At 64.4% G+C, this 17,954-nt stretch carries 17 protein-coding genes and 1 pseudogene; 9 read left to right on the top strand and 9 right to left on the bottom strand.

Annotated elements, in window-relative coordinates; all coding sequences use genetic code 11:
• Positions 1 to 21 precede the first annotated feature (21 nt).
• The gene (locus AU252_RS00495; RefSeq protein ID WP_083510171.1) at positions 22 to 651 is read right to left on the bottom strand and encodes a TetR/AcrR family transcriptional regulator; all 630 of its coding nucleotides are present in this window, start codon (positions 649 to 651) and stop codon (positions 22 to 24) included.
• 201 nt (positions 652 to 852) lie between these two features.
• On the opposite strand from AU252_RS00495, the gene AU252_RS00490 reads away from it, so the two are divergent.
• The 7 genes from AU252_RS00490 to AU252_RS00460 all read left to right on the top strand — a co-directional run bounded on the left by AU252_RS00490 (position 853) and on the right by AU252_RS00460 (position 10,809).
• On the top strand, positions 853 to 2,352 hold the full coding sequence (locus tag AU252_RS00490; protein WP_240484278.1) for an ABC transporter substrate-binding protein: 1,500 nt from the start codon (positions 853 to 855) through the stop codon (positions 2,350 to 2,352).
• A 76-nt stretch (positions 2,353 to 2,428) separates the two neighbouring features.
• Entirely contained in the window at positions 2,429 to 3,370 is a 942-nt protein-coding gene (locus tag AU252_RS00485) for an ABC transporter permease (RefSeq protein ID WP_058929043.1), read from the top strand.
• Positions 3,367 to 5,184: a dipeptide/oligopeptide/nickel ABC transporter permease/ATP-binding protein gene (locus AU252_RS00480; RefSeq protein ID WP_058929042.1), complete on the top strand. Its 1,818-nt coding sequence runs from the start codon at positions 3,367 to 3,369 to the stop codon at positions 5,182 to 5,184. Before AU252_RS00485 ends, AU252_RS00480 begins: the two co-directional genes overlap by 4 nt.
• Positions 5,181 to 6,041, top strand: coding sequence for an ATP-binding cassette domain-containing protein (locus AU252_RS00475; protein ID WP_058929041.1), 861 nt, complete (start codon positions 5,181 to 5,183; stop codon positions 6,039 to 6,041). Before AU252_RS00480 ends, AU252_RS00475 begins: the two co-directional genes overlap by 4 nt.
• 80 nt (positions 6,042 to 6,121) lie before the next feature.
• The gene (locus AU252_RS00470) at positions 6,122 to 8,608 is read left to right on the top strand and encodes a beta-glucosidase family protein (RefSeq protein WP_058929040.1); all 2,487 of its coding nucleotides are present in this window, start codon (positions 6,122 to 6,124) and stop codon (positions 8,606 to 8,608) included.
• Positions 8,609 to 8,756: 148 nt separating this feature from the next.
• Entirely contained in the window at positions 8,757 to 9,626 is an 870-nt protein-coding gene (locus AU252_RS00465; protein ID WP_157768899.1) for an alpha/beta hydrolase, read from the top strand.
• Positions 9,627 to 9,642: 16 nt separating this feature from the next.
• Positions 9,643 to 10,809, top strand: coding sequence for a serine hydrolase domain-containing protein (locus AU252_RS00460; RefSeq protein ID WP_058929038.1), 1,167 nt, complete (start codon positions 9,643 to 9,645; stop codon positions 10,807 to 10,809).
• A 45-nt stretch (positions 10,810 to 10,854) separates the two neighbouring features.
• Here AU252_RS00460 and AU252_RS00455 read toward each other — a convergent pair whose 3' ends face one another.
• From AU252_RS00455 to AU252_RS00445, 4 genes and pseudogenes are all read right to left on the bottom strand, one after another.
• On the bottom strand, positions 10,855 to 12,024 hold the full coding sequence (locus AU252_RS00455) for a luciferase family protein (protein ID WP_058929037.1): 1,170 nt from the start codon (positions 12,022 to 12,024) through the stop codon (positions 10,855 to 10,857).
• Positions 12,021 to 12,164, bottom strand: coding sequence for a hypothetical protein (locus tag AU252_RS24345; RefSeq protein WP_240484276.1), 144 nt, complete (start codon positions 12,162 to 12,164; stop codon positions 12,021 to 12,023). Before AU252_RS24345 ends, AU252_RS00455 begins: the two co-directional genes overlap by 4 nt.
• Before the next feature lie 112 nt (positions 12,165 to 12,276).
• A pseudogene (locus AU252_RS24925) lies at positions 12,277 to 12,540 on the bottom strand (VOC family protein); the annotation flags it as partial.
• A gap of 112 nt (positions 12,541 to 12,652) precedes the next feature.
• Positions 12,653 to 13,228 carry an NADPH-dependent F420 reductase gene (locus AU252_RS00445; protein WP_058929036.1) on the bottom strand — a complete coding sequence of 192 codons (576 nt, stop codon included), beginning with the start codon at positions 13,226 to 13,228 and terminating at the stop codon, positions 12,653 to 12,655.
• Between the two features lie 102 nt (positions 13,229 to 13,330).
• Here AU252_RS00445 and AU252_RS00440 point away from each other — a divergent pair, with 102 nt between their 5' ends.
• Positions 13,331 to 13,828 (top strand): MarR family winged helix-turn-helix transcriptional regulator, encoded by a 498-nt coding sequence (locus tag AU252_RS00440; protein WP_058929035.1) that lies wholly within the window; start codon positions 13,331 to 13,333, stop codon positions 13,826 to 13,828.
• Between the two features lie 162 nt (positions 13,829 to 13,990).
• Positions 13,991 to 14,443 (top strand): DoxX family protein, encoded by a 453-nt coding sequence (locus tag AU252_RS00435; protein WP_058929034.1) that lies wholly within the window; start codon positions 13,991 to 13,993, stop codon positions 14,441 to 14,443.
• A gap of 151 nt (positions 14,444 to 14,594) precedes the next feature.
• Here the strand turns inward: AU252_RS00435 and AU252_RS00430 are convergent, their stop codons facing one another.
• From AU252_RS00430 to AU252_RS00415, 4 genes are read right to left on the bottom strand one after another with little or no spacing between them, the layout of a single operon-like run.
• Positions 14,595 to 15,173, bottom strand: a complete 579-nt coding sequence (locus AU252_RS00430) for an adenylate kinase (protein WP_058929033.1) — start codon at positions 15,171 to 15,173, stop codon at positions 14,595 to 14,597.
• 48 nt (positions 15,174 to 15,221) lie between these two features.
• Entirely contained in the window at positions 15,222 to 16,010 is a 789-nt protein-coding gene (locus AU252_RS00425; protein WP_058929032.1) for a maleylpyruvate isomerase family mycothiol-dependent enzyme, read from the bottom strand.
• A complete protein-coding gene (locus AU252_RS00420) occupies positions 16,010 to 16,831 on the bottom strand; it encodes a fumarylacetoacetate hydrolase family protein (protein ID WP_058929031.1) in 822 nt (273 codons plus the stop codon). Before AU252_RS00420 ends, AU252_RS00425 begins: the two co-directional genes overlap by 1 nt.
• A complete protein-coding gene (locus AU252_RS00415) occupies positions 16,828 to 17,952 on the bottom strand; it encodes a cupin domain-containing protein (RefSeq protein WP_058929030.1) in 1,125 nt (374 codons plus the stop codon). Before AU252_RS00415 ends, AU252_RS00420 begins: the two co-directional genes overlap by 4 nt.
• Positions 17,953 to 17,954 lie beyond the last annotated feature (2 nt).

The following is a 17,954-nucleotide window of genomic DNA, read 5'->3' as shown; positions in this document are numbered from 1 at the left end:
GAGCGACCGCCACCGGCGCGTCTAGAACTCTTCGGTCGTAACAGCGCCGAGGAAAGTCCGCAGTTCGCCGGCCATATCCACGGAGTCGTTGTCCAGCAACCACTGGACCTGCAATCCGTCCATAAGCGCCACGAGCAGCCGTCCCGCTGCGCCCGGCGTCACGCCAGGCCTTAGCCTGCCTCGACGATCCAGATCGGAAAATGCTTGGCCGCCAACCTCCCGAACCCATTTGTAGCGCCGCTGAAAGTACTCATGGGCGGGGTGGGTCGGGTCTGTCGACTCGGCCGATAGGACGCAGTGGAGGGCTACGAGCCCGGGAACTGTGGTGTTGTACTGAACGAGTCGGACGATCCCACGCAGGGTCTCCATGCCGTTGTCCGTCACAATGCCGGCCGCGGCCCAGGAGTCCTCATCACGAAGGGTAAGGACCGCCTCGAGCAGGGCTTCCTTGCTGGGGAAATGGTGTAGCAGGCCGGTCTTGGTTAATCCGATTTTGTCGGCGATGTCTTGGATGGATCCCGCCCGGTATCCGGACGTGGAGAAAACTTCGAACGCCGCCGTCAAAATTTCCTGGCGGCGCTCCTTTGTCTTGGCGTAGCTGCCGCGACGGCGCCGTTCGTTTGCGACACCACTTGTCGCTGTTTCAGTCATCTGGAAACTCTAACAACCTTGGCCGCAGGCCGGCTAAGCACGGCCTTGCCTCGTGTGGCACGTCACATTGGTCAATTTCCGGTTACCTCAAACAAAAACCTACCATGTGGTCTGTTTTCGTGCTACGGTCTTTCCCAATGGCAGTCCATGGTGGACGGTCACTGACCGTGAAAGGGACCAAAGATGTTCCGACCTAAGCGAATGGCTGCAGTTGTTGCCGCCGTTGCCCTGAGCCTCACCGGCTGCTCTGCCGGGGGAGACTCCTCTAGCGAGCAGACCTCGCAAACACTGACCCTGGGTACGCTCATGGCGCCCAAGTCCTTCGCGGCTGCTGACTCCGACTTCGCCAACGTGTCGCCGTTCTACCAGGCCGTTTACGACACCCTGCTTCGCATGGAGCCAGACGGCACACTGGTGCCGATGCTGGCCACTGAGTGGACGTACAACGAGGACAAGACCGTCCTGACCCTGAAGCTGCGCGATGATGTGAAGTTCACCGACGACACCGCATTTAGTGCGGATGCCGCCAAGCAGAACCTTGAACGGTTCAAGGCGGGAACATCAGCAGACGCGCAGTTCCTGGCCGCCCTGCAGACCGCTGAGGCAGTGGACGCCACCACGCTGAAGCTGACTCTGTCGGCTCCTGACCCGGCGTTCCTGGGCTACCTGTCCAAGGATGCGTCGTTTATGCAGAGCCCGGCTTCCTTCGGAAACGCTGATATCGCCACCAACCCCGTCGGCTCCGGACCTTACGTCCTGGACACCGCCGCCACGGTGACCGGCACGTCCTACACCTACAAGAGCAATCCTGACTACTGGGCCAAAGACCTCCGGCACTACGACAACCTGGTCCTGAACGTCTACCCGGAACAGACCTCATTGCTGAGCGCCGTCAAGTCCGGGACGCTCAATGGCTCCCTCATTGACATCGCAATGATCCAGGAAGCCGAAGCTGCTGGCTACAAGAACAATGCATTCGAAGGCAACTGGGTTGGGTTGATGCTCTTTGACCGTGCGGGTACAACCAATCCCGCACTCAAGGACGTCCGCGTCCGGCAGGCCTTGAACTATTCCTTCGACACAAAGTCCCTGTTGGATGCCGTGAACCAAGGTCGCGGCACGCCCACTACCCAGGTGTTCCCGCCGTCGTCGGACGCGTACGACGAGTCCCTGGACTCCCGCTACCCCTACGACCCCGCCAAGGCCAAGGCGCTCTTGGCAGAGGCCGGCTACGCGAACGGGTTTAACCTGCAAATGCCGTCCACACCGCTCGTCAATAGCTCGATTTTTGCGTTGATCACCCAGCAACTCAAGGATGTCGGAGTGAACGTCGAGACCATCGATGCAGGCAACAACTTCATTGCCGACCTGCTGTCAGCAAAATACGCCGCAAGTTACATGATTCTGGAGCAGCAGTCGGACTGGCAGCTGATCAACATGAAAATTGCTCCGAACTCGGCTTGGAACCCCTACAAATACGCCGATCCCAAGGTCGACGAACTGGTGAAGAAAGTCAACGTTGGTTCCGAGGATGAGCAGAAGTCGGCTGCGAAGGAACTGAACAAGTACATCGTGGAGCAGGCCTGGTTTGCTCCCTGGTACCGGCCGCAGAACAGCTTTGTGACTGACGCCAAGACCAACGTGGAGCTGCAGACGGGCAACGTCTACCCCTACATCTGGTCCTTCACCCCCGCCTCCTAGCGGACAGCTGCCGGACCGGGCCGCACAACTGCGGCCCGGTCCGGCAGCCTCAGGAACCCTCCCAAAGGATTTTCGAATGTACCGATTCGTGCTGCGGCGCCTGTTGTCCGGCGTCCTGTTGCTGTTCGTCATTACCACGGTCGCCTACCTGCTGCTCTATGCAGGGGGCGGAAATATCGCGCGCCGCCTCGTGGGCCCCACCGCCAGCGACGCTCAGGTTGCCCTGAAGGCCAGCCAGCTGGGCCTGGACCGCCCGCTCCCTGTCCAGTACTGGGACTGGCTGACCGGCGCCCTGACGGGTGACCTTGGCCGGTCCTGGTTCAACGGCCAGCTCGTCAGTGCAGGTGTCAGCAGCCGGCTCTCAGTCACCCTCTCCCTGGTCCTGGGCGCGGTGATCATTGCGGCTGTGATTTCCGTGGTCATCGGTGTGTGGGCTGCGGTCCGCCGCGGCTGGGTTGACCGGGTGGTCCAGTTTGTTGGAGTGCTTGGTTTTGCCATCCCCGGCTTCCTGATTGCACTGGGGCTGGTTTCCCTGTTCGCACTGAACCTCAAATGGTTCAAGGCCACCGGTTACGTGCCTATTACGACGTCGTTCGGCGGCTGGGCAGCGACTGTCACCTTGCCGATCATCGCCCTGTCCATCGGCTGCATCGCCGCCGTGGTCCAGCAGGTGCGCGGCTCGCTGATCGATGCACTCCGCCAGGACTACGTCCGGACGCTGCGGGCCCGCGGCCTGTCCTTCAACCGCGTGGTCTACAGGCATGTCCTGCGCAACGCCGGCGGCCCGGCCCTGGCCGTGCTCGCCGTGCAGTTCATCGGGCTCCTCGGCGGCGCCGTCATCGTGGAACAGATCTTCGCACTGCCCGGCCTCGGGCAGATCACCGTGGCCGCCACCGGCCAGGGTGACATCCCGGTCGTGATGGGAGTCGTCGTCGCCACGGCGGCAATCGTGGTGGCCGTCAACCTCATCATCGACCTCGCCCAGGGCTGGCTCAATCCGAAAGTTCGGCTGTCATGATCGAAACTCCCCTCGCACTGCCCGTCACGGCAGCCAAGGTTTCCCTTTTCCGGAAGCTCCTAACCCATCCCACGGGCGCAGCCTCCCTGCTTGTCCTGTTCCTGGTGGCACTGGCCTCGATCCTGGCGCCGTTGCTGGCAACCCACGACCCCAACACTGCAATCCTGAAGGATGTGCTGGCCAAAACCGGCTCCGAACACCTCCTTGGCGCCGACAGCGCAGGCCGCGACGTCCTCAGCCGGCTGCTGTTCGCCGGCCAGTTCAGCCTCGCCGGCGCCCTGCTGGCCCTCGCCGTGGCGCTGGTCCTCGGGGTCACTGCCGGCCTGATCGCCGGATATTACGGCGGCTGGTTCGATTCGGTCTCCTCCTGGCTCACGGGCCTGATGATGGCACTTCCGGGCATGGTGGTGCTGCTGGCAGCCCGCGCTGTGGTGGGCCCGTCCATGTGGCTGTCCATGATGATCTTCGGCGTCCTGCTCTCACCCGCCTTCTTCCGTCTGGTCTACGCCTCAGTCACCGCTGTCCGCAACGAGCTCTATGTGGACGCCGCACGGGTCTCCGGACTCAGCGACTTCAGGATCATCGGCCGGCACATCCTGTCCGTGGTCCGGGCGCCTGTCATCATCCAGTCCGCCATGGTCCTGGGCATTGCCATCGCCATCCAGGCCGGCCTTGAGTTCCTGGGCCTGGGGGACCGGAACATCCCCACCTGGGGAAGCATGCTCAACGACGGCTTCATCAATATCTTCAAGTCACCCACGCTGGTCCTGTGGCCCGCCCTGATCATCGGTCTGGTCTGCATCGCCCTGACCCTGCTCGCGAACGCGATGCGCGATGAACTGGAACGCAGCAGCGGCCCGGTCAAGAAGAGCCGCAAGGCTGCGGCAGCTGCTGCCATCGCTGACGCCGAGGGTGCGGCTGAGAAGCGCGGTGCTGCCGCCGTCGTCCATCCCGAAGAACCGGGCGCAGACAAAGGCGAGCTGCTGCTGGAAGTCACCGATCTTGGCGTCGGCTACGACCAGCCCGACGGTTCAACCACCCACGTGGTCAACCATGTGAACCTGACAGTTCGACGCGGCGAGGTGCACGGCCTGGTGGGCGAATCGGGTTCCGGCAAGACGCAGACCGCGTTTTCCATCCTCCGGCTCCTGCCGCAGGGCGGACGCATCACCGGTGGATCCATCTCCTTCGAGGGCAAGGACCTGGCACATCTCTCCGAAAAGGAAATGACCAAGGTCCGCGGGAAGCGCATCGCGTACATTCCGCAGGAGCCGATGTCCAACCTGGACGGCGCATTCACCATCGGCAGCCAGTTGATGGAGCCGATGCGGGTCTGCCTTGGCATCTCCAAGGCCGAAGCCCGCAAACGGGCCCTGGAGCTGCTAGCCAAGGTGGGCATTCCCAACCCCGAGCGCACCTTCAACGCGTACCCGCACCAGATCTCCGGCGGCATGGCCCAGCGCGTCCTCATCGCCGGCGCCGTCTCCTGCGAACCTGACCTGCTGATCGCCGACGAACCCACCACGGCCCTGGATGTCACCGTGCAGGCCGAGGTCCTGAACCTGCTCCGCGAGCTCCAGGACGAACTGAACATGGGCGTCATCCTGGTGACCCACAACTTCGGTGTGGTGGCCGACCTCTGCGACCGCGTCTCGGTCATGCAGTCCGGCCGCGTCGTGGAGACCGGACCCGTCCGGGCCATCTTCAACGATGCCCGGCACCCGTACACGCGCCAGCTGCTGGACGCGATCCTCGAAGATACCGCACCCCGCGGGCAGTACACCCTCAAGGAACTGAAAGATGTGGCGTCATGACCGAAACTTTGCTCAACGTCAAGGACGTGGTGGTCGAATACCCGCTCAAGGGCTTCCGCAAAGAACCGTTCAAGGCCCTCAAAGGCGTCTCCCTGGACATCCGGCCCGGCGAGACCGTGGGCCTGGTGGGCGAATCCGGTTCCGGCAAGACCACGCTGGGCCGCGCGGTCCTGGGCCTGGCTCCTGTGACCGGCGGCAGCATCAGCTACCGCGGCGAGGCAATCTCCAAGGCAAGCCGCGCCAAGCGCAAGGAACTGAGCCATGAGATCCAGGTGGTCTTCCAGGACCCGTACACCTCGCTGAACCCGTCGATGACCATCGAGCAGATACTCACCGAACCGCTCACCGTCCGCAAAGTGGACCGCCAGGCCGCGAACAAGCGGGTGGCCGACCTCCTGGACCAGGTCCGGCTGCCACAGGGCGCCGCCCACCGGCTGCCGCGGGAGTTCTCCGGCGGCCAGCGTCAGCGCGTGGCCATCGCCCGGGCCCTGGCCCTGGACCCGAAGCTCATCGTCTGCGACGAACCCGTCTCAGCCCTTGACCTCTCCACCCAGGCGCGCGTGATGGAACTCTTCATCGAGATCCAGGAACGCACCGGCGTCGCCTACCTCTTTGTCTCCCACGACCTCGCCGTGGTGCGGCACCTCAGCCACCGGGTCGCCGTGATGTACCACGGCGAGATCGTTGAATGGGGCGACGGCGAACAGGTCACCGGAGCACCCGAACACCCCTACACCCAACGGCTCTTCATGGCCGCGCCCATCCCGGACCCCGACCGGCAGGCCCAACACCGCACCGACAGGCTCCGGCTCCTGGAACTCCAGAACCAGCAGGACCTTCAGGCCGGCGCCGCCTGACCCCGCGTCCGCGACAGCGTCCAGCCGCCGCAGCACAACCAATCGATACGACAGCCGTCGGACCAGCCCAGAAAGCCACCATGGAAACCCTCACCACAGAAACGCGCACCACTGACGAGCGCGCCACCGACGCCCGGCTCCAAGCACTCCTGGCGGAACTGACCCTCGAAGAGAAGGTCCAGCTCCTGACCGGCCGGGATTTCTGGACCACCTGGCCGCTGGAGAAGATCGGCTTGCGCCGCATGCTGTTCTCCGACGGCCCCACCGGTGTCCGCGGCGAGGTCTGGGACGAACGCCAGCCGTCCATGAATTTCCCCTCCGCCGCGGCCATCAGCTCCTCCTGGGACCCGGCCATCGCGGACCGGCTCGGTGCCGCCTCCGCCGTCGAGGCCCGCCGCAAGGGCGTCGACGTCGTGCTCGGCCCCACCATCAACCTCCACCGCTCACCCCTGGGCGGTCGGCACTTCGAGGCCTTCAGCGAGGACCCGGTCCTGACAGCGGAACTTGCCGCCGCCTACGTCACGGGCGTGCAGCGCAACGGCGTGGGCGCCACCCCGAAGCACTACATCGCCAACGACTCCGAAACTGATCGCTTCACCGTGGACGTCAAGGTAGGGGACCGGGCCCTGCGGGAGCTCTACCTGCTCGCGTTCGAGAAGGCCATCGTCGAATCGAAGGCGTGGCTGGTGATGAGCGCCTACAACTCGATCAATGGTGCAACTGCCACCGAAAACGACCTGCTGGAAACCCCGCTGAACAGCGAATGGGGCTTCGACGGCGTGGTGATCAGCGACTGGACCGCCGTGCGCAGCGTCAACAGCGCCAACGCCTCCCAGGACCTGGCCATGCCCGGTCCGGACGGACCCTGGGGCGAAGCCCTGGCGGTGGCCGTGAAGTCCGGCCAGGTCCAGGAGGTCGCGATCGACCGTAAGGTGCTGCGGATCCTGCAGCTCGCCGCCCGCGTCGGCGCCCTGGAAGGCTTCGAGCCCGTGGCCGCCGAACCGGCGGACCGGGAGGACCCCATCGCCTTCGCCCGCGAGGTCTCCGCGGCCGGCACCGTGATGGTGAAGAACGACGGCGTGCTGCCGCTGGACCCTGCTGTGGTCCGGACGGTCGCGGTGATCGGCCACAACGCCCGCTATGCCCGCACCCAGGGCGGCGGCTCCGCCACTGTTGTCCCGGAAAAGATCATCACCCCGCTTGACGGGATCCGTTCCGCCTTCGGCGCCGACAACGTCACGTACAGTGTTGGCGCCGTGGTGCAGGAAGGCATCGCCGAGCTGCCGCTGGAACAGCTCACCAACCCGGTCACCGGAACCCCTGGACTCCGTGTCCGGTTTCTGGACGCGAACGGCGAGGAGCTCTTCGCCGAGGACCGCCGCTCCACCGCCCTGGTGTGGTTCGGCGGTGACGCACCTATTGCAGCGTCCTCCATGGTCCAGTTCCACACCATCTACACACCGGACGAAACGGGTACGGTCCGGCTGGGCTTCTCCACCGTGGGCCATGGCCGCATCTTCGTCAATGGAATCCTCGCGCACGAAGCGACGGTCGAGGCGGTAGGAACGGATTTGGGGGCCGCGTTGCTGGCCCCGCCCGCGGTTTCGGTGCCGGTGAAGGTGTGTGAGGGTATCCCGATGCAACTCCGTGTGGAGCTCACGACGGACAGCGTCGGCGCATTATCCAATACGCTCGGAATCACCATCGGTGTCGAAGCTTACGACGCCGACCCTGACTCCCTGATCAAGGACGCAGTGGAGGCTGCCCGCGCAGCCGAGATCGCCGTCGTCGTTGTGGGCACCAACTCCCGCGTCGAATCCGAAGGCTACGACCGGACCTCCCTGGAACTGCCCGGCCTGCAGGACCGCCTGGTCCACGCCATCGCCGCCGTCAACCCCCGCACCATCGTGATCGTGAACTCCGGCTCCCCGGTCCTGCTGCCCTGGCGCGACGAAGTCGCCGCGACCCTGATCGGCTACTTCGGCGGCCAGGAATTCGGCCACGCCCTAACCGACATCCTCACCGGCGCCACCGAACCCGGCGGCCGCCTGCCCACGACCTGGCCCGCCACCCAGGAAGACGTCCCCGTCATCAACGTCACCCCTGGCCAGGACGGGACCCTGACCTACGATGAAGGCATCCACATCGGCTACCGCGCCTGGCTCAAAGCCGGCACCACCCCGGCCTACGAATTCGGCTACGGCCTCGGCTACACCACCTGGACCACCGACAGCGTGGACGCACCCGCAGAAACGACCCCCGGCGCCGTCGTGCCCCTCAGCGTTGCCCTGACCAACACTGGGGCACGCGCCGGCAAAAATGTGGTCCAAGTCTACGCCGAAAAGCCCGGCTCCGCCGTCGACCGCCCGGTCCGTTGGCTCGTCGCATCCACCCCCATCTGGGCCGAACCCGGCGAAACCGCCACCGCATTCCTGGACGTCCCCACCCGGCTTCTGGCCTACTGGGACAACGGCTGGACCTACGAACCCGGCGTCTACACACTCCGCATCGGCACCTCAGTCAGCGAACTTCCGCTGCAGGCCACGCTGGAACTGGTCCAAAACTAGCTCCTGCTCAAGGAAGGAAAAGACGAGACAGATGCCCGAGACAGGCACGCAAAATTCAAGTACGTCGATCGCCAGTCAGCTGATTCGCGAGTTGGAGCTGAATGGCCCCCGCCCTGATCCTCGAACTGACACGGACCACCAGTCGCTTGTGTCCATATACCCCGAGCTTGGCGCAATATCGGCAGTCGATATTACTGTCCCGACTCCGGACGGAGGAGTTCCGGGACGTCTGTACCGAGCTCCCGGCGAGGCCCTTGCGGGCTTCGTCTGGGTGCACGGCGGCGCCTTCATCGCCGGAGACCTGGACATGCCCGAGGCTCACTGGGTGAGCTTGTACCTGGCGTCCCACGGCATTTCGGTTCTGTCACTTGACTATCGCAAGGCCCTTCACGGTTTGAAGTACCCCGCACCGTCGAATGATGTGCGGGCCGGGTGGCTGTGGGCCACTGAAAATCTCAGCGAGTTAGGATTGGCAACTGCTGATGACCTTCACCTGGGTGGTGCGAGCGCCGGGGCTGCCCTGACTGCCGCGCTCACCGCACGGCTCGGGGACGATGCCGGGCAGATGCCGGCATCGTTGTTGCTCGCTTATCCTCTCGTTCATGCAAAGCTTCCGCCGCTCAGCGAGGAGATTGTGAAGAAGATGGAAGGCGTTCCTTCTGACCTCGTATTCGGGCCGGACTTCATCCGCGACATCAATCTCAACTTCGCGGGGAGCGAGGACATCTTCAGCGACCCCCACGCATTCGCCGGAAGCGGCGACCTCAACGGGTTTCCGCCTGTCTACATCATCAATTCAGAGGCCGACACGCTTCGTGCCTCGGGCGAACTTTTCGCCGCCCAACTGGAGTCTGCAGGAGTGCACGTCCGTATCGAGATGGAACCGGGGAGTATGCACGGGCACCTGGACCACCCCCATTCAGTGCCAGCCAGGAATTCAGTTGAGCGGATGCGCCGCTGGCTCCATAACGATCGGCGACTCGGACTGGGCCCAATCGTTGGCACAATCCAGAACTAGAGAAAGGCCCTCAGTGATGTCAGCCGTCACGGCTCCCACGCACAACCATTCCACAGGCACCACCGCTCCCGGGTTCGAGGACGTACGCGCCGAGTTTGACGGCTACCTGGCCGACGACCCTAACTACAGCGCCCAGTTGGCCGTGTATTGGAAAGGCCAACTGGTAGTGAATCTGGCCGGAGGGGACGGACTAAGAAACGACACCCTGACTGGTACCTTTTCCGCAACAAAAGGCGTGGCGGCGATTGCCTTGGGCACTTTGATCCGATCCGGTGCGCTCGACCTGGATCAAACTGTGGTCCACTATTGGCCGGAGTTCGCAACCCATGGGAAGGAAAAGATCCTTGTCCGTCAGCTCTTGTCGCACCAGGCGGGGCTCGTAAATGTGGATGCCGGACTTGAAAATGAGGACATCCTGGACTCGCGGCGTGCTGCGCCCAAGCTAGCGGCACAACGGCCATATTGGCGCCCAGGGACAGCGTTCGGCTACCACGGCCTCACCATAGGAACCTTCATGGAAGAACTGGTGAGGCGCATAACTGGCCAGTCCCTGCAAGAACTCTATGAGGACAGCATCCGCGCACCCCGTGACATCGACTTTTGGCTCGCACTGCCGCCGTCACAGGAGGACAGGTACGAAGCTCTACGTCCAGCGCATCCCACCGCCGAACAGCTGGCAATGATCAGCCAAAGTCCGACGTCGCCGGACGGACTGGGCGCCCTGATGTTCAATGGTGTCAACAATCTCGTACCACCGAACCTCGGGCCCTACTCACCCAATCTGCGGGAAGTGCGCGCCGCCGGACCCGCCGCCCTTGGCGGCGTCGGATCGGCGAGGGGGCTCGCACAAGTTTATGCAGCAGCCATTGGACTGCTGGGGGAGGCTCTCCTTGACCCCGATACTGTCGCAGAGATGGGACAGCAGCAGGTGTGGGGAGTCGATCGTGTCCTGAATTTCCCGACGGCGTTCGGGGTTGTTTTCATGAAGCCTCATCCCGGCAGTGATTTTGGCAGCTTCCGGGCCTTTGGCCACGATGGAGCCGGCGGAGCGCTGGGGTACGCTGACCCCCTTTACGACGTCAGCTTCGGCTACATCCCGCTTCAAATGCAACTTCCAGGCGGCGCGGATACGAGGGCGCTGCATCTTTCGCAGACCGTGCGAACTGCCATACGCCAAAGCTAATGGCACGGGAGCCATGGCGGCCTGCGGACTTGGCTCCGCGGCATGTCAGGCACTCCCGTCGCTTGCGGGGAGCACTGCCGTGGCGTAGGCGTGGCTGGTCTGGACGATGCCGGTGACGGTGTCGAGTTCGGTCGCATTCCGTGGCCCGTAGATCATGACCATTCCGCGGGCGAGGCGGATGCCCGCGAGGGGGTGGGCGACGGCCCATCCCTTGGCGATTGCGTCGCGGCTCAGCGCCAGCGGCAGTGCCAGATGCAGAGAACCGTCGTAGTCGGGGTGGAGGTGTGCGAACTCGCCAACTTGTGGCACGAGGAACGCATCAAGCGGCGCCCCCGGGCCCCGTTCGACCATGAAGCCAGATGCGCCGGGTACGGAGATGGCTGACTGACGGGCGGTTACCCCTGGCAAGGCCGTGATGCTGCTATGGAGCTGCTCTCGGATATGGAGGGGGCTGTTGTCGGAGCGTTGCTCCTGGGGAATCGACCAGGAAACTTCGGGCCGGGTACCTTGGCGAGATGGAAGTTTGCCGTCTGGAAGGGTACTCCAGGTGCCGTGGCCAGCAGGCAGAATGCTGCGGGTGGCAAGGAAATTCAGACGTTCTGCGATCCAGCCGCCAAGCTCGGCAATGGTGGTGTTGGTGAGCCCGTGGCCGCCGGGGTCGCGGCGTGCGTAGGCGGGTGCGCCGGAATCGCCGAGCAGGTAGGTCCAAGTACGGTCCAGCAGTTCGCGGGGGATGACTGTGTCCGTGTCGCCTTGGGCTATAAAGACCGGCACTCCGGCCAGGCGCGCAGGTGAGGTTGGGACCCCGGCGTCGAACGGTAACGTTCCGTACAGGATTGCAGCGCCGGCGAAGCGCTGCGGATCGGCCAGAAGCAGACCACCGGCGAACGCGGCGCCGCCGCTGAAGCCAACGAGTATGACCTGGCGGCCCGCGGGCGCCACGTCGTCGAGCCACTCTCGGAACCAGGCCATGGTCTGAGTGAGGGACTCCGCGACCGGACGGCCGATTCCACGGTTGGCGAACCAGGCGTATCCGCCTCCGGCGGGGATCGGTGCGCGGACGGCTGCGTACGATGGTCCGGGTGGCAGGTGTCCCGCTAGGCCAATGATGCCGGTCTCGTCGGCGCCGCGTCCGTGCAATAGGACCACAAGGGGACGGTCGGGGGCGTCAGGGCTGTGCCAGACGACGGTAGGTTTGCCGAAATCGTCATTCATGAGTTGTCCTCCTCAGTGCTGGCTGTGGCGATGCGGCCGGCGGTGGGCACGCCGGACCATCGGGCCAGTTCGGCGTCGAGCTCCAGCGGCTCGACGGGAGCGGTGTTCTCGTACTCGCCCCAATGCTGCCGGGGAAGCATCCACATAAGTTCGAACTCGTTGCCGTCCGGATCTGCGCCGTAGATGCTCTTGGTGGCGCCATGGCTGACCGGTGTATGCGCCGGCGTCCGTCAAGGTCCCGCGGGCCTCGGCGAGCTCATCGATGGTGTCCAGCTGCCACGCGAGGTGGTAGAGCCCGACGCCGCCACGCACCGTAGGCGCCGCGGCGGCGCCTACGCCGAAGAGGCCGAGGTCGTGGTGGTTGCCGGAGCGGGGCAGCCGCAGGAATGCAGCGTTCGCAGCCGGTTCGCGGGCGACCACTTCCATGCTGAAGACGTGGGTGTAGAAGCGCTCGGCCCGGTCAAGGTCGGTGACGAATAGTACGGCGTGGTTCAGCCGGACGGGGGAGACTGGCATCGGAGGTAATTCTTTCTCTGTTTGGGGCCATGAGCGTGCCTCGGGAGCCGGCCAGAATGAAGGCGGGGGGCTCCCGGTGATGCGATGCTGCGGGGTTGGGCTGACCGTCGGGTCATGCCTGGACGGCGAATCCTCCAGTCCAAGAGATCTTCTCGCCGGCCGCGAGGGCGATCTGAAGGAAGCCCTTTGCCTCCAGCTCACGTGCCCGTCGCAGTGAGCCGGCATCAATGGCGCGCAGGCCGCCGGCAGTGATGACCTCCGCGAGCCGGGATTTCGCGTCGGCGTCGTCCCCGGCGATCAGCACAGTGGTGGGTTGCCCGGCGATCTCGCCCGCGGCCAGGGTGGCCGCGAAGGTGGTGTTGAATGCCTTCACCACGTGGGAGTTCGGAAGCGCGGCCTGGATCTCGGCAGCGGCCGAGGAATCAGCCGGCACGGTCAGGGAGTCGAAGGTTTCAAAGTTCAACGGGTTGGTGATGTCCACGATGATCTTGCCGGCGAGCTGGCCAGCACGTTGGGCCAGGATCTCCTGCACGGCGGGGTAGGGAACGGCCAGGACGACAATCTCACCGGTGACCGCCTGGGCAGTGTCCTCGCTGCCGAGGACCTGGACGGTGTTGCCGCCTTTTTCAACGATGCCGGCGATGGCCGTGCCCATGTTGCCTGTTCCGAGGATGCTTACAGTGGTCATTACGGTCTCCTTCGTTTCGAACCCCAGTTGGTTGAGGCTTCAACTAAATAGTAGCGGCTAAAGTTAGTTGTCGCAACAACAAACTTCGGAGAGAATGGAGCCATGGAAACGAACTGGCTTACAAAAGACGAATTGGCTGCCTGGGTGCGGCTGTATACGGTGGTCGAGCTGCTGCCCAATGTGTTGGACTCCCAGCTGCGCCGTGACGCGGACCTGACCAGTTTTGAGTACTACGTGCTCGCGATGCTCTCCGAAGCCCCTGACCGGACCCTGCGAATGACCGCCCTGGCGGCCCAGACCAGCGCCACGCTGCCCCGCCTGTCCCACGTCGTCAAGCGGCTCGAGGCGCGCGGTCTAATGGAGCGCTTTCCCTGCCCCGAGGACCGGCGTGCAACCAACGCCCGCATCACCAATGATGGATGGCGCATAATCCTGGAAGCCGCGCCGGGCCATGTGGCAAACGTCCGCAGTCACGTCATTGACGCCCTCACTCCCGAACAGCTCGGCCAGCTCCGGGGGATCGCCGATGCCCTCCTGGGGAAGCTGGATCCTGATGCGGCTATGGCGCCCCTCTATCGCCGTCATGACGTGACTGCATGAGCCCCCTCGCCAGTCCCGCTCAGAAAATACTGCGCACAGTCGACAAATTAGTTGACGCAACAAGCATTGACCCTTAGGGTGGTACTTGAAACATCAACTAAACTTCCGAAGGCCGGGCTTGAACCGCCCCCTTCAGGAAGCCAAGACAAAAGGAACGATCCCATGACTTCTCCGGTCTATCCCGCTGCCACGCAGTCCAATCTCGCCCGTACAGTCCTGCGCCTGGCCGTGGGCGTTGTCTTCTTTGCCCACGGCTGGCAGAAGATCTTCGAATACACCATCCCGGGCACGCAGGCCGCTTTCGTTCAGATGGGGGTACCGGCTGCTCAGCTGGTTGCTCCCGCCATCGGCTTTCTGGAACTCCTTGGGGGCGCCGCCATCATTCTTGGCGTACTGGTCCGCCCAGTGGCCGCCCTCCTGGCACTGGACATGCTCGGCGCCCTGTTCCTGGTCCACGCGCCGGCCGGCATCTTCGCTGACAAAGGCGGATACGAACTCGTGCTCGTCCTCGCGGCCGGCGCGGCAGCCCTCGCCATCGTCGGGGCAGGCCGGTTCTCCATCGACGCCCTGGTCTTCGGCCGCAGCCAGAACCGCACCATCGCAGCCCTGGCCTAAGCAGCAGGCAGCCTGAAGACAAAGCACGGCGCCCGGAACCCGCACAAACGGGTGCCGGGCGCCGTTCTTGGTTACCGACTCGATCGGATGATTCTGAGCGTGTCCTCCTTGCACCATGTGGAGCCGTGAAATGAGGCATGGAGGGATTTGGCTAAACTGCCTGGGCTCCTTTGATCGCCTGCATGACGCGGTCTGTTACCTCGTCGATGCCGCCGATGCCGTCAACCTGGGTCAGGATGCCGCGCTCGGCATACTTGGCCACAACGGCCTCGGTCTGCTCGTGGTACAGGTCCAGCCGGTGGCGGATTACAGCTTCGTTGTCGTCGCTCCGGACGGTCTCCTTGGCACGGCCGAGGAGCCGGTGGACGAGTTCCTCGTCGTCGGCAGTGAGCTGCAGGACGACGTCGAGCTTCTCTTCACTGTTGGCGAGGATCCCGTCGAGGTAGTCCACCTGCGCCGTGGTGCGCGGGTAACCGTCCAGGAGGAAGCCGCCTTCGACGTCGGACTCGCTGAGGCGGTCACGGACCATCTTGTTGGTGACGCTGTCCGGAACAAAGTCCCCGTTGTCCATGTACTTCTTCGCCTCGATACCAAGCGGAGTTTCGCCCTTGACGTTGGCGCGGAAGATGTCGCCGGTGGAAATGGCCACGACGCCGAGGCGCTCGGAAATGCATTCTGCTTGCGTGCCTTTTCCCGAGCCGGGAGGTCCAATAATTAGAATTTTCGTCATCGCAAAAGCCCTTCGTAGTGACGTTGCCGCGGCTGCGCCCTGGAGCTGCTAAATCCATTTCGGTGCCGGGGGCACCTCGGGCAACCCGAGCGGTGCCCCGGTCGCACTATTTGGTGCGCCGGCTGTGCCTGTTGCGGTGACGCCGTCTGTTCCGCGGCCTGTTGCCCAGCGGACCACGCCGGCAAGAGTTCCGGAGACCACCAGGGGTGCCTCGGGGCCGTCGCTGCCGAACTCCAGTTCCGGTTGCTGGTCCGTGACCCGGACCAGCAACCCGGTGTCGGTGCCGCGGGTTGCCCAGGCGGAGGTGATGTCCGTGAGCAGGCGTGTCAGGACCGGGACCGGGATGTCGGTGAATGTGGCGCCGTTGTCCAGGTCAACGGCGTGGGTCCAGACTTCGCGGGTGCGCATCCACACGGTTTCTTCGGCCGGGACGGTCCGGCCCTGGGCTGTTTTGACCTTGTGGAGCCATGCCTCGGCGGGCAGGTCGCGCCATTCCACGTTCAGGTGCACCGCTGAGTGGTCAAAGAGGTGCCGCAACGCAATCGGCGGCAGGGTTGCCCCGAAATTGATTTCGTGGTCCCGGATCTCGGGGGAGGCGTACATGGGTGTTTCCACCCCGGTGGCCGCCCACTCAATGAGCCGTGCGATGGCCCGGGCGTTGTAGCCGATGTGCGCGGTCACGTGGCGGCGGGTCCAGCCCGGCAGCAGCGAGGGCCCGTCGAGGTCCGCGTCCGAGAGCTCGTTGAGCTTTCGTGCGAAGAACGCGGTCCCGCGACGGGCCTGCAGCAGCGATTCGAGCAGCTGCGGGTCCGTCGTTTGGTCGTGGCGTGCGACCATCAGGATTCCTTGACCACGCGGTTGTTCAGCTGGCCCAGGCCCTCGATTGTGGTGACCAGGATCTGGCCTTCCTGCAGGTAACGCTTGGGATCCTGGGCGTGGCCCACACCGCCCGGGGTACCGGTTGCAATGACGTCGCCCGGGTTCAGCGTGATGATGGTGGAGATATAGGAGACCAGGAACTCCGGGGTGAAGACGACGTCGTTGGTGGGCGTGGACTGCTGGATCTCGCCGTCGACCGCGGTGGTCATGAGGCCGCCGCTGAACTCGTCCTTGGTGACTAGGGCCGGTCCGAACGGGGTGGACTTTTCCCAGGTCTTGCCCTGCAGCCACTGGATGGTGCGGAACTGGTAGTCGCGCATCGACACGTCGTTCAGCACGGCGTAACCGGCGATGTGGGCGGGCGCGTCGGCTTCGGAAATCCGGCGGCCCTTCTTCCCGATGACGACGGCGAGTTCGGACTCCCAGTCCACCGTGTCGGATTCCTGCGGGAGGGCCAGGTCATCGTCCGGGCCGATCAGGCATTCGGCGTACTTGGCGAACAGCGTGGGGTACTCGGGGACTTCCCGGCCCATTTCCTTGATGTGGTTGCGGTAATTGTGGCCCACGCAGATGATCTTGCCCGGTGCGGGAACAACGGCGTCCAGGTCAGCGCCCTCGACCGGGTGGGTGGCGCCTGTGGCAGCGGCGGCGATGGACTCCCAGGAGGGGTCCTTCAGCAGGGCTCCGACGTCGGAGAACCCTTCAATTTCGGTCAGCGTGTCGCCGTCCTGGCGGACAGCCTTGGTGCCGTTTTCAGTGCGGAGGGTGAGGAGTCTCATGCGTTCTTGCGTCCTTCGGTGTAGGTGCGGTTAAAGTTCAGCCGTTCAAAAATGGGGGCGTCGCTGAAGCGGAACAGATCGAACCCGGTCTCAGCCTGCAGGGACCACTCGGCCCAGGACGGGACCACGAACAGGTCGCCCTTTTCCAGGTTCCGGGTCTCGCCGTTCAGCACAACACTGCCACGGCCTTCGAAGACCTGCCAGACGCTGGAGCCGACCTCGCGGAGCGGCTCGGTGGAGGCGCCGTCACGGAAACGGTGGAATTCGGCCCGGATGGTGGGCATCACGTCCCCGCCGGTGGTGGGGTTGGTGAAACGCACGGCTGCGTGGCCCTGGGACACGGTGGCCGGGTGGCCCTCATCCTCAAGGAGCAGCTGCTCGGTCAGGGCCCGGTCGGTGTGTTCCCACCGGTACGCCGCGATGGGCGAGCTGGTGGTGTCATCCAGGCCCGAGAGCGGGCGCAGGCCCGGGTGTGCCCAGAGCCTTTCGGAACGGGAGATGTGCGGGGTCGCCTCGTCCGTGACGCGCTCAGTGCCGAACTCGAAGAACCCGGCGTCGGCGTAATGCACAAACGGGATGTCCAGGCCGTCGATCCAGGCCATCGGCTCATCCGTGTCGTTGTGGTGGCCATGGAAGTTCCAGCCCGGGGTCAGCAGGAAATCTCCACGCGACATCCGGACCGGGTCACCGTTCACGACGGTCCAGACGCCCTCGCCCTCGACGACGAACCGGAAGGCGTTCTGGGAGTGGCGGTGTTCCGGGGCGGTCTCACGGGCGCCAAGGTACTGGATCGCGGCCCACAGCGTCGGGGTGGCGTACGGGGTGTTTCCCAGGCCAGGGTTGGCGAGGGCAATGGCGCGGCGTTCCCCGCCGCGGCCCACCGGCACCAGATCGCCCGCGCGGGCAGCCAGCGGGTACAGGTCGCTCCAGCGCCACACATGCGGTACGGCTTTAGGCGACGGAACCATCGGCATGAGATCCCCGATCTGCGTCCACAACGGAATCAGGTTCTCGGTCTCGAAATCCGTGTACAGCTCTTTGAGCTGGGCAGCCTCTTCTGCGGTCGGTTCCGGAACAGGCTGGTTGGCGGCAACGGAGGCATGCGTAAGATTCTCGGTCATGA

The organism is Pseudarthrobacter sulfonivorans, from assembly GCF_001484605.1.
Classification (GTDB): Bacteria; Actinomycetota; Actinomycetes; order Actinomycetales; family Micrococcaceae; genus Arthrobacter; species Arthrobacter sulfonivorans_A.
This window is presented reverse-complemented; position numbering and strand designations above follow the sequence as displayed.

Excerpts from the sequence above, each read along its gene's own strand:
- AU252_RS00495 (WP_083510171.1), bottom strand. The coding sequence starts at position 651 with ATGACTGAAACAGCGACAAGTGGTGTCGCAAACGAACGGCGCCGTCGC.
- AU252_RS00490 (WP_240484278.1), top strand. The coding sequence starts at position 853 with ATGGCTGCAGTTGTTGCCGCCGTTGCCCTGAGCCTCACCGGCTGCTCT.
- AU252_RS00485 (WP_058929043.1), top strand. The coding sequence starts at position 2,429 with ATGTACCGATTCGTGCTGCGGCGCCTGTTGTCCGGCGTCCTGTTGCTG.
- AU252_RS00480 (WP_058929042.1), top strand. The coding sequence starts at position 3,367 with ATGATCGAAACTCCCCTCGCACTGCCCGTCACGGCAGCCAAGGTTTCC.
- AU252_RS00475 (WP_058929041.1), top strand. The coding sequence starts at position 5,181 with ATGACCGAAACTTTGCTCAACGTCAAGGACGTGGTGGTCGAATACCCG.
- AU252_RS00470 (WP_058929040.1), top strand. The coding sequence starts at position 6,122 with ATGGAAACCCTCACCACAGAAACGCGCACCACTGACGAGCGCGCCACC.
- AU252_RS00460 (WP_058929038.1), top strand. The coding sequence starts at position 9,643 with ATGTCAGCCGTCACGGCTCCCACGCACAACCATTCCACAGGCACCACC.
- AU252_RS00455 (WP_058929037.1), bottom strand. The coding sequence starts at position 12,024 with ATGAATGACGATTTCGGCAAACCTACCGTCGTCTGGCACAGCCCTGAC.
- AU252_RS24345 (WP_240484276.1), bottom strand. The coding sequence starts at position 12,164 with ATGCTTCCCCGGCAGCATTGGGGCGAGTACGAGAACACCGCTCCCGTC.
- AU252_RS00445 (WP_058929036.1), bottom strand. The coding sequence starts at position 13,228 with ATGACCACTGTAAGCATCCTCGGAACAGGCAACATGGGCACGGCCATC.
- AU252_RS00440 (WP_058929035.1), top strand. The coding sequence starts at position 13,331 with ATGGAAACGAACTGGCTTACAAAAGACGAATTGGCTGCCTGGGTGCGG.
- AU252_RS00435 (WP_058929034.1), top strand. The coding sequence starts at position 13,991 with ATGACTTCTCCGGTCTATCCCGCTGCCACGCAGTCCAATCTCGCCCGT.
- AU252_RS00430 (WP_058929033.1), bottom strand. The coding sequence starts at position 15,173 with ATGACGAAAATTCTAATTATTGGACCTCCCGGCTCGGGAAAAGGCACG.
- AU252_RS00425 (WP_058929032.1), bottom strand. The coding sequence starts at position 16,010 with ATGGTCGCACGCCACGACCAAACGACGGACCCGCAGCTGCTCGAATCG.
- AU252_RS00420 (WP_058929031.1), bottom strand. The coding sequence starts at position 16,831 with ATGAGACTCCTCACCCTCCGCACTGAAAACGGCACCAAGGCTGTCCGC.
- AU252_RS00415 (WP_058929030.1), bottom strand. The coding sequence starts at position 17,952 with ATGACCGAGAATCTTACGCATGCCTCCGTTGCCGCCAACCAGCCTGTT.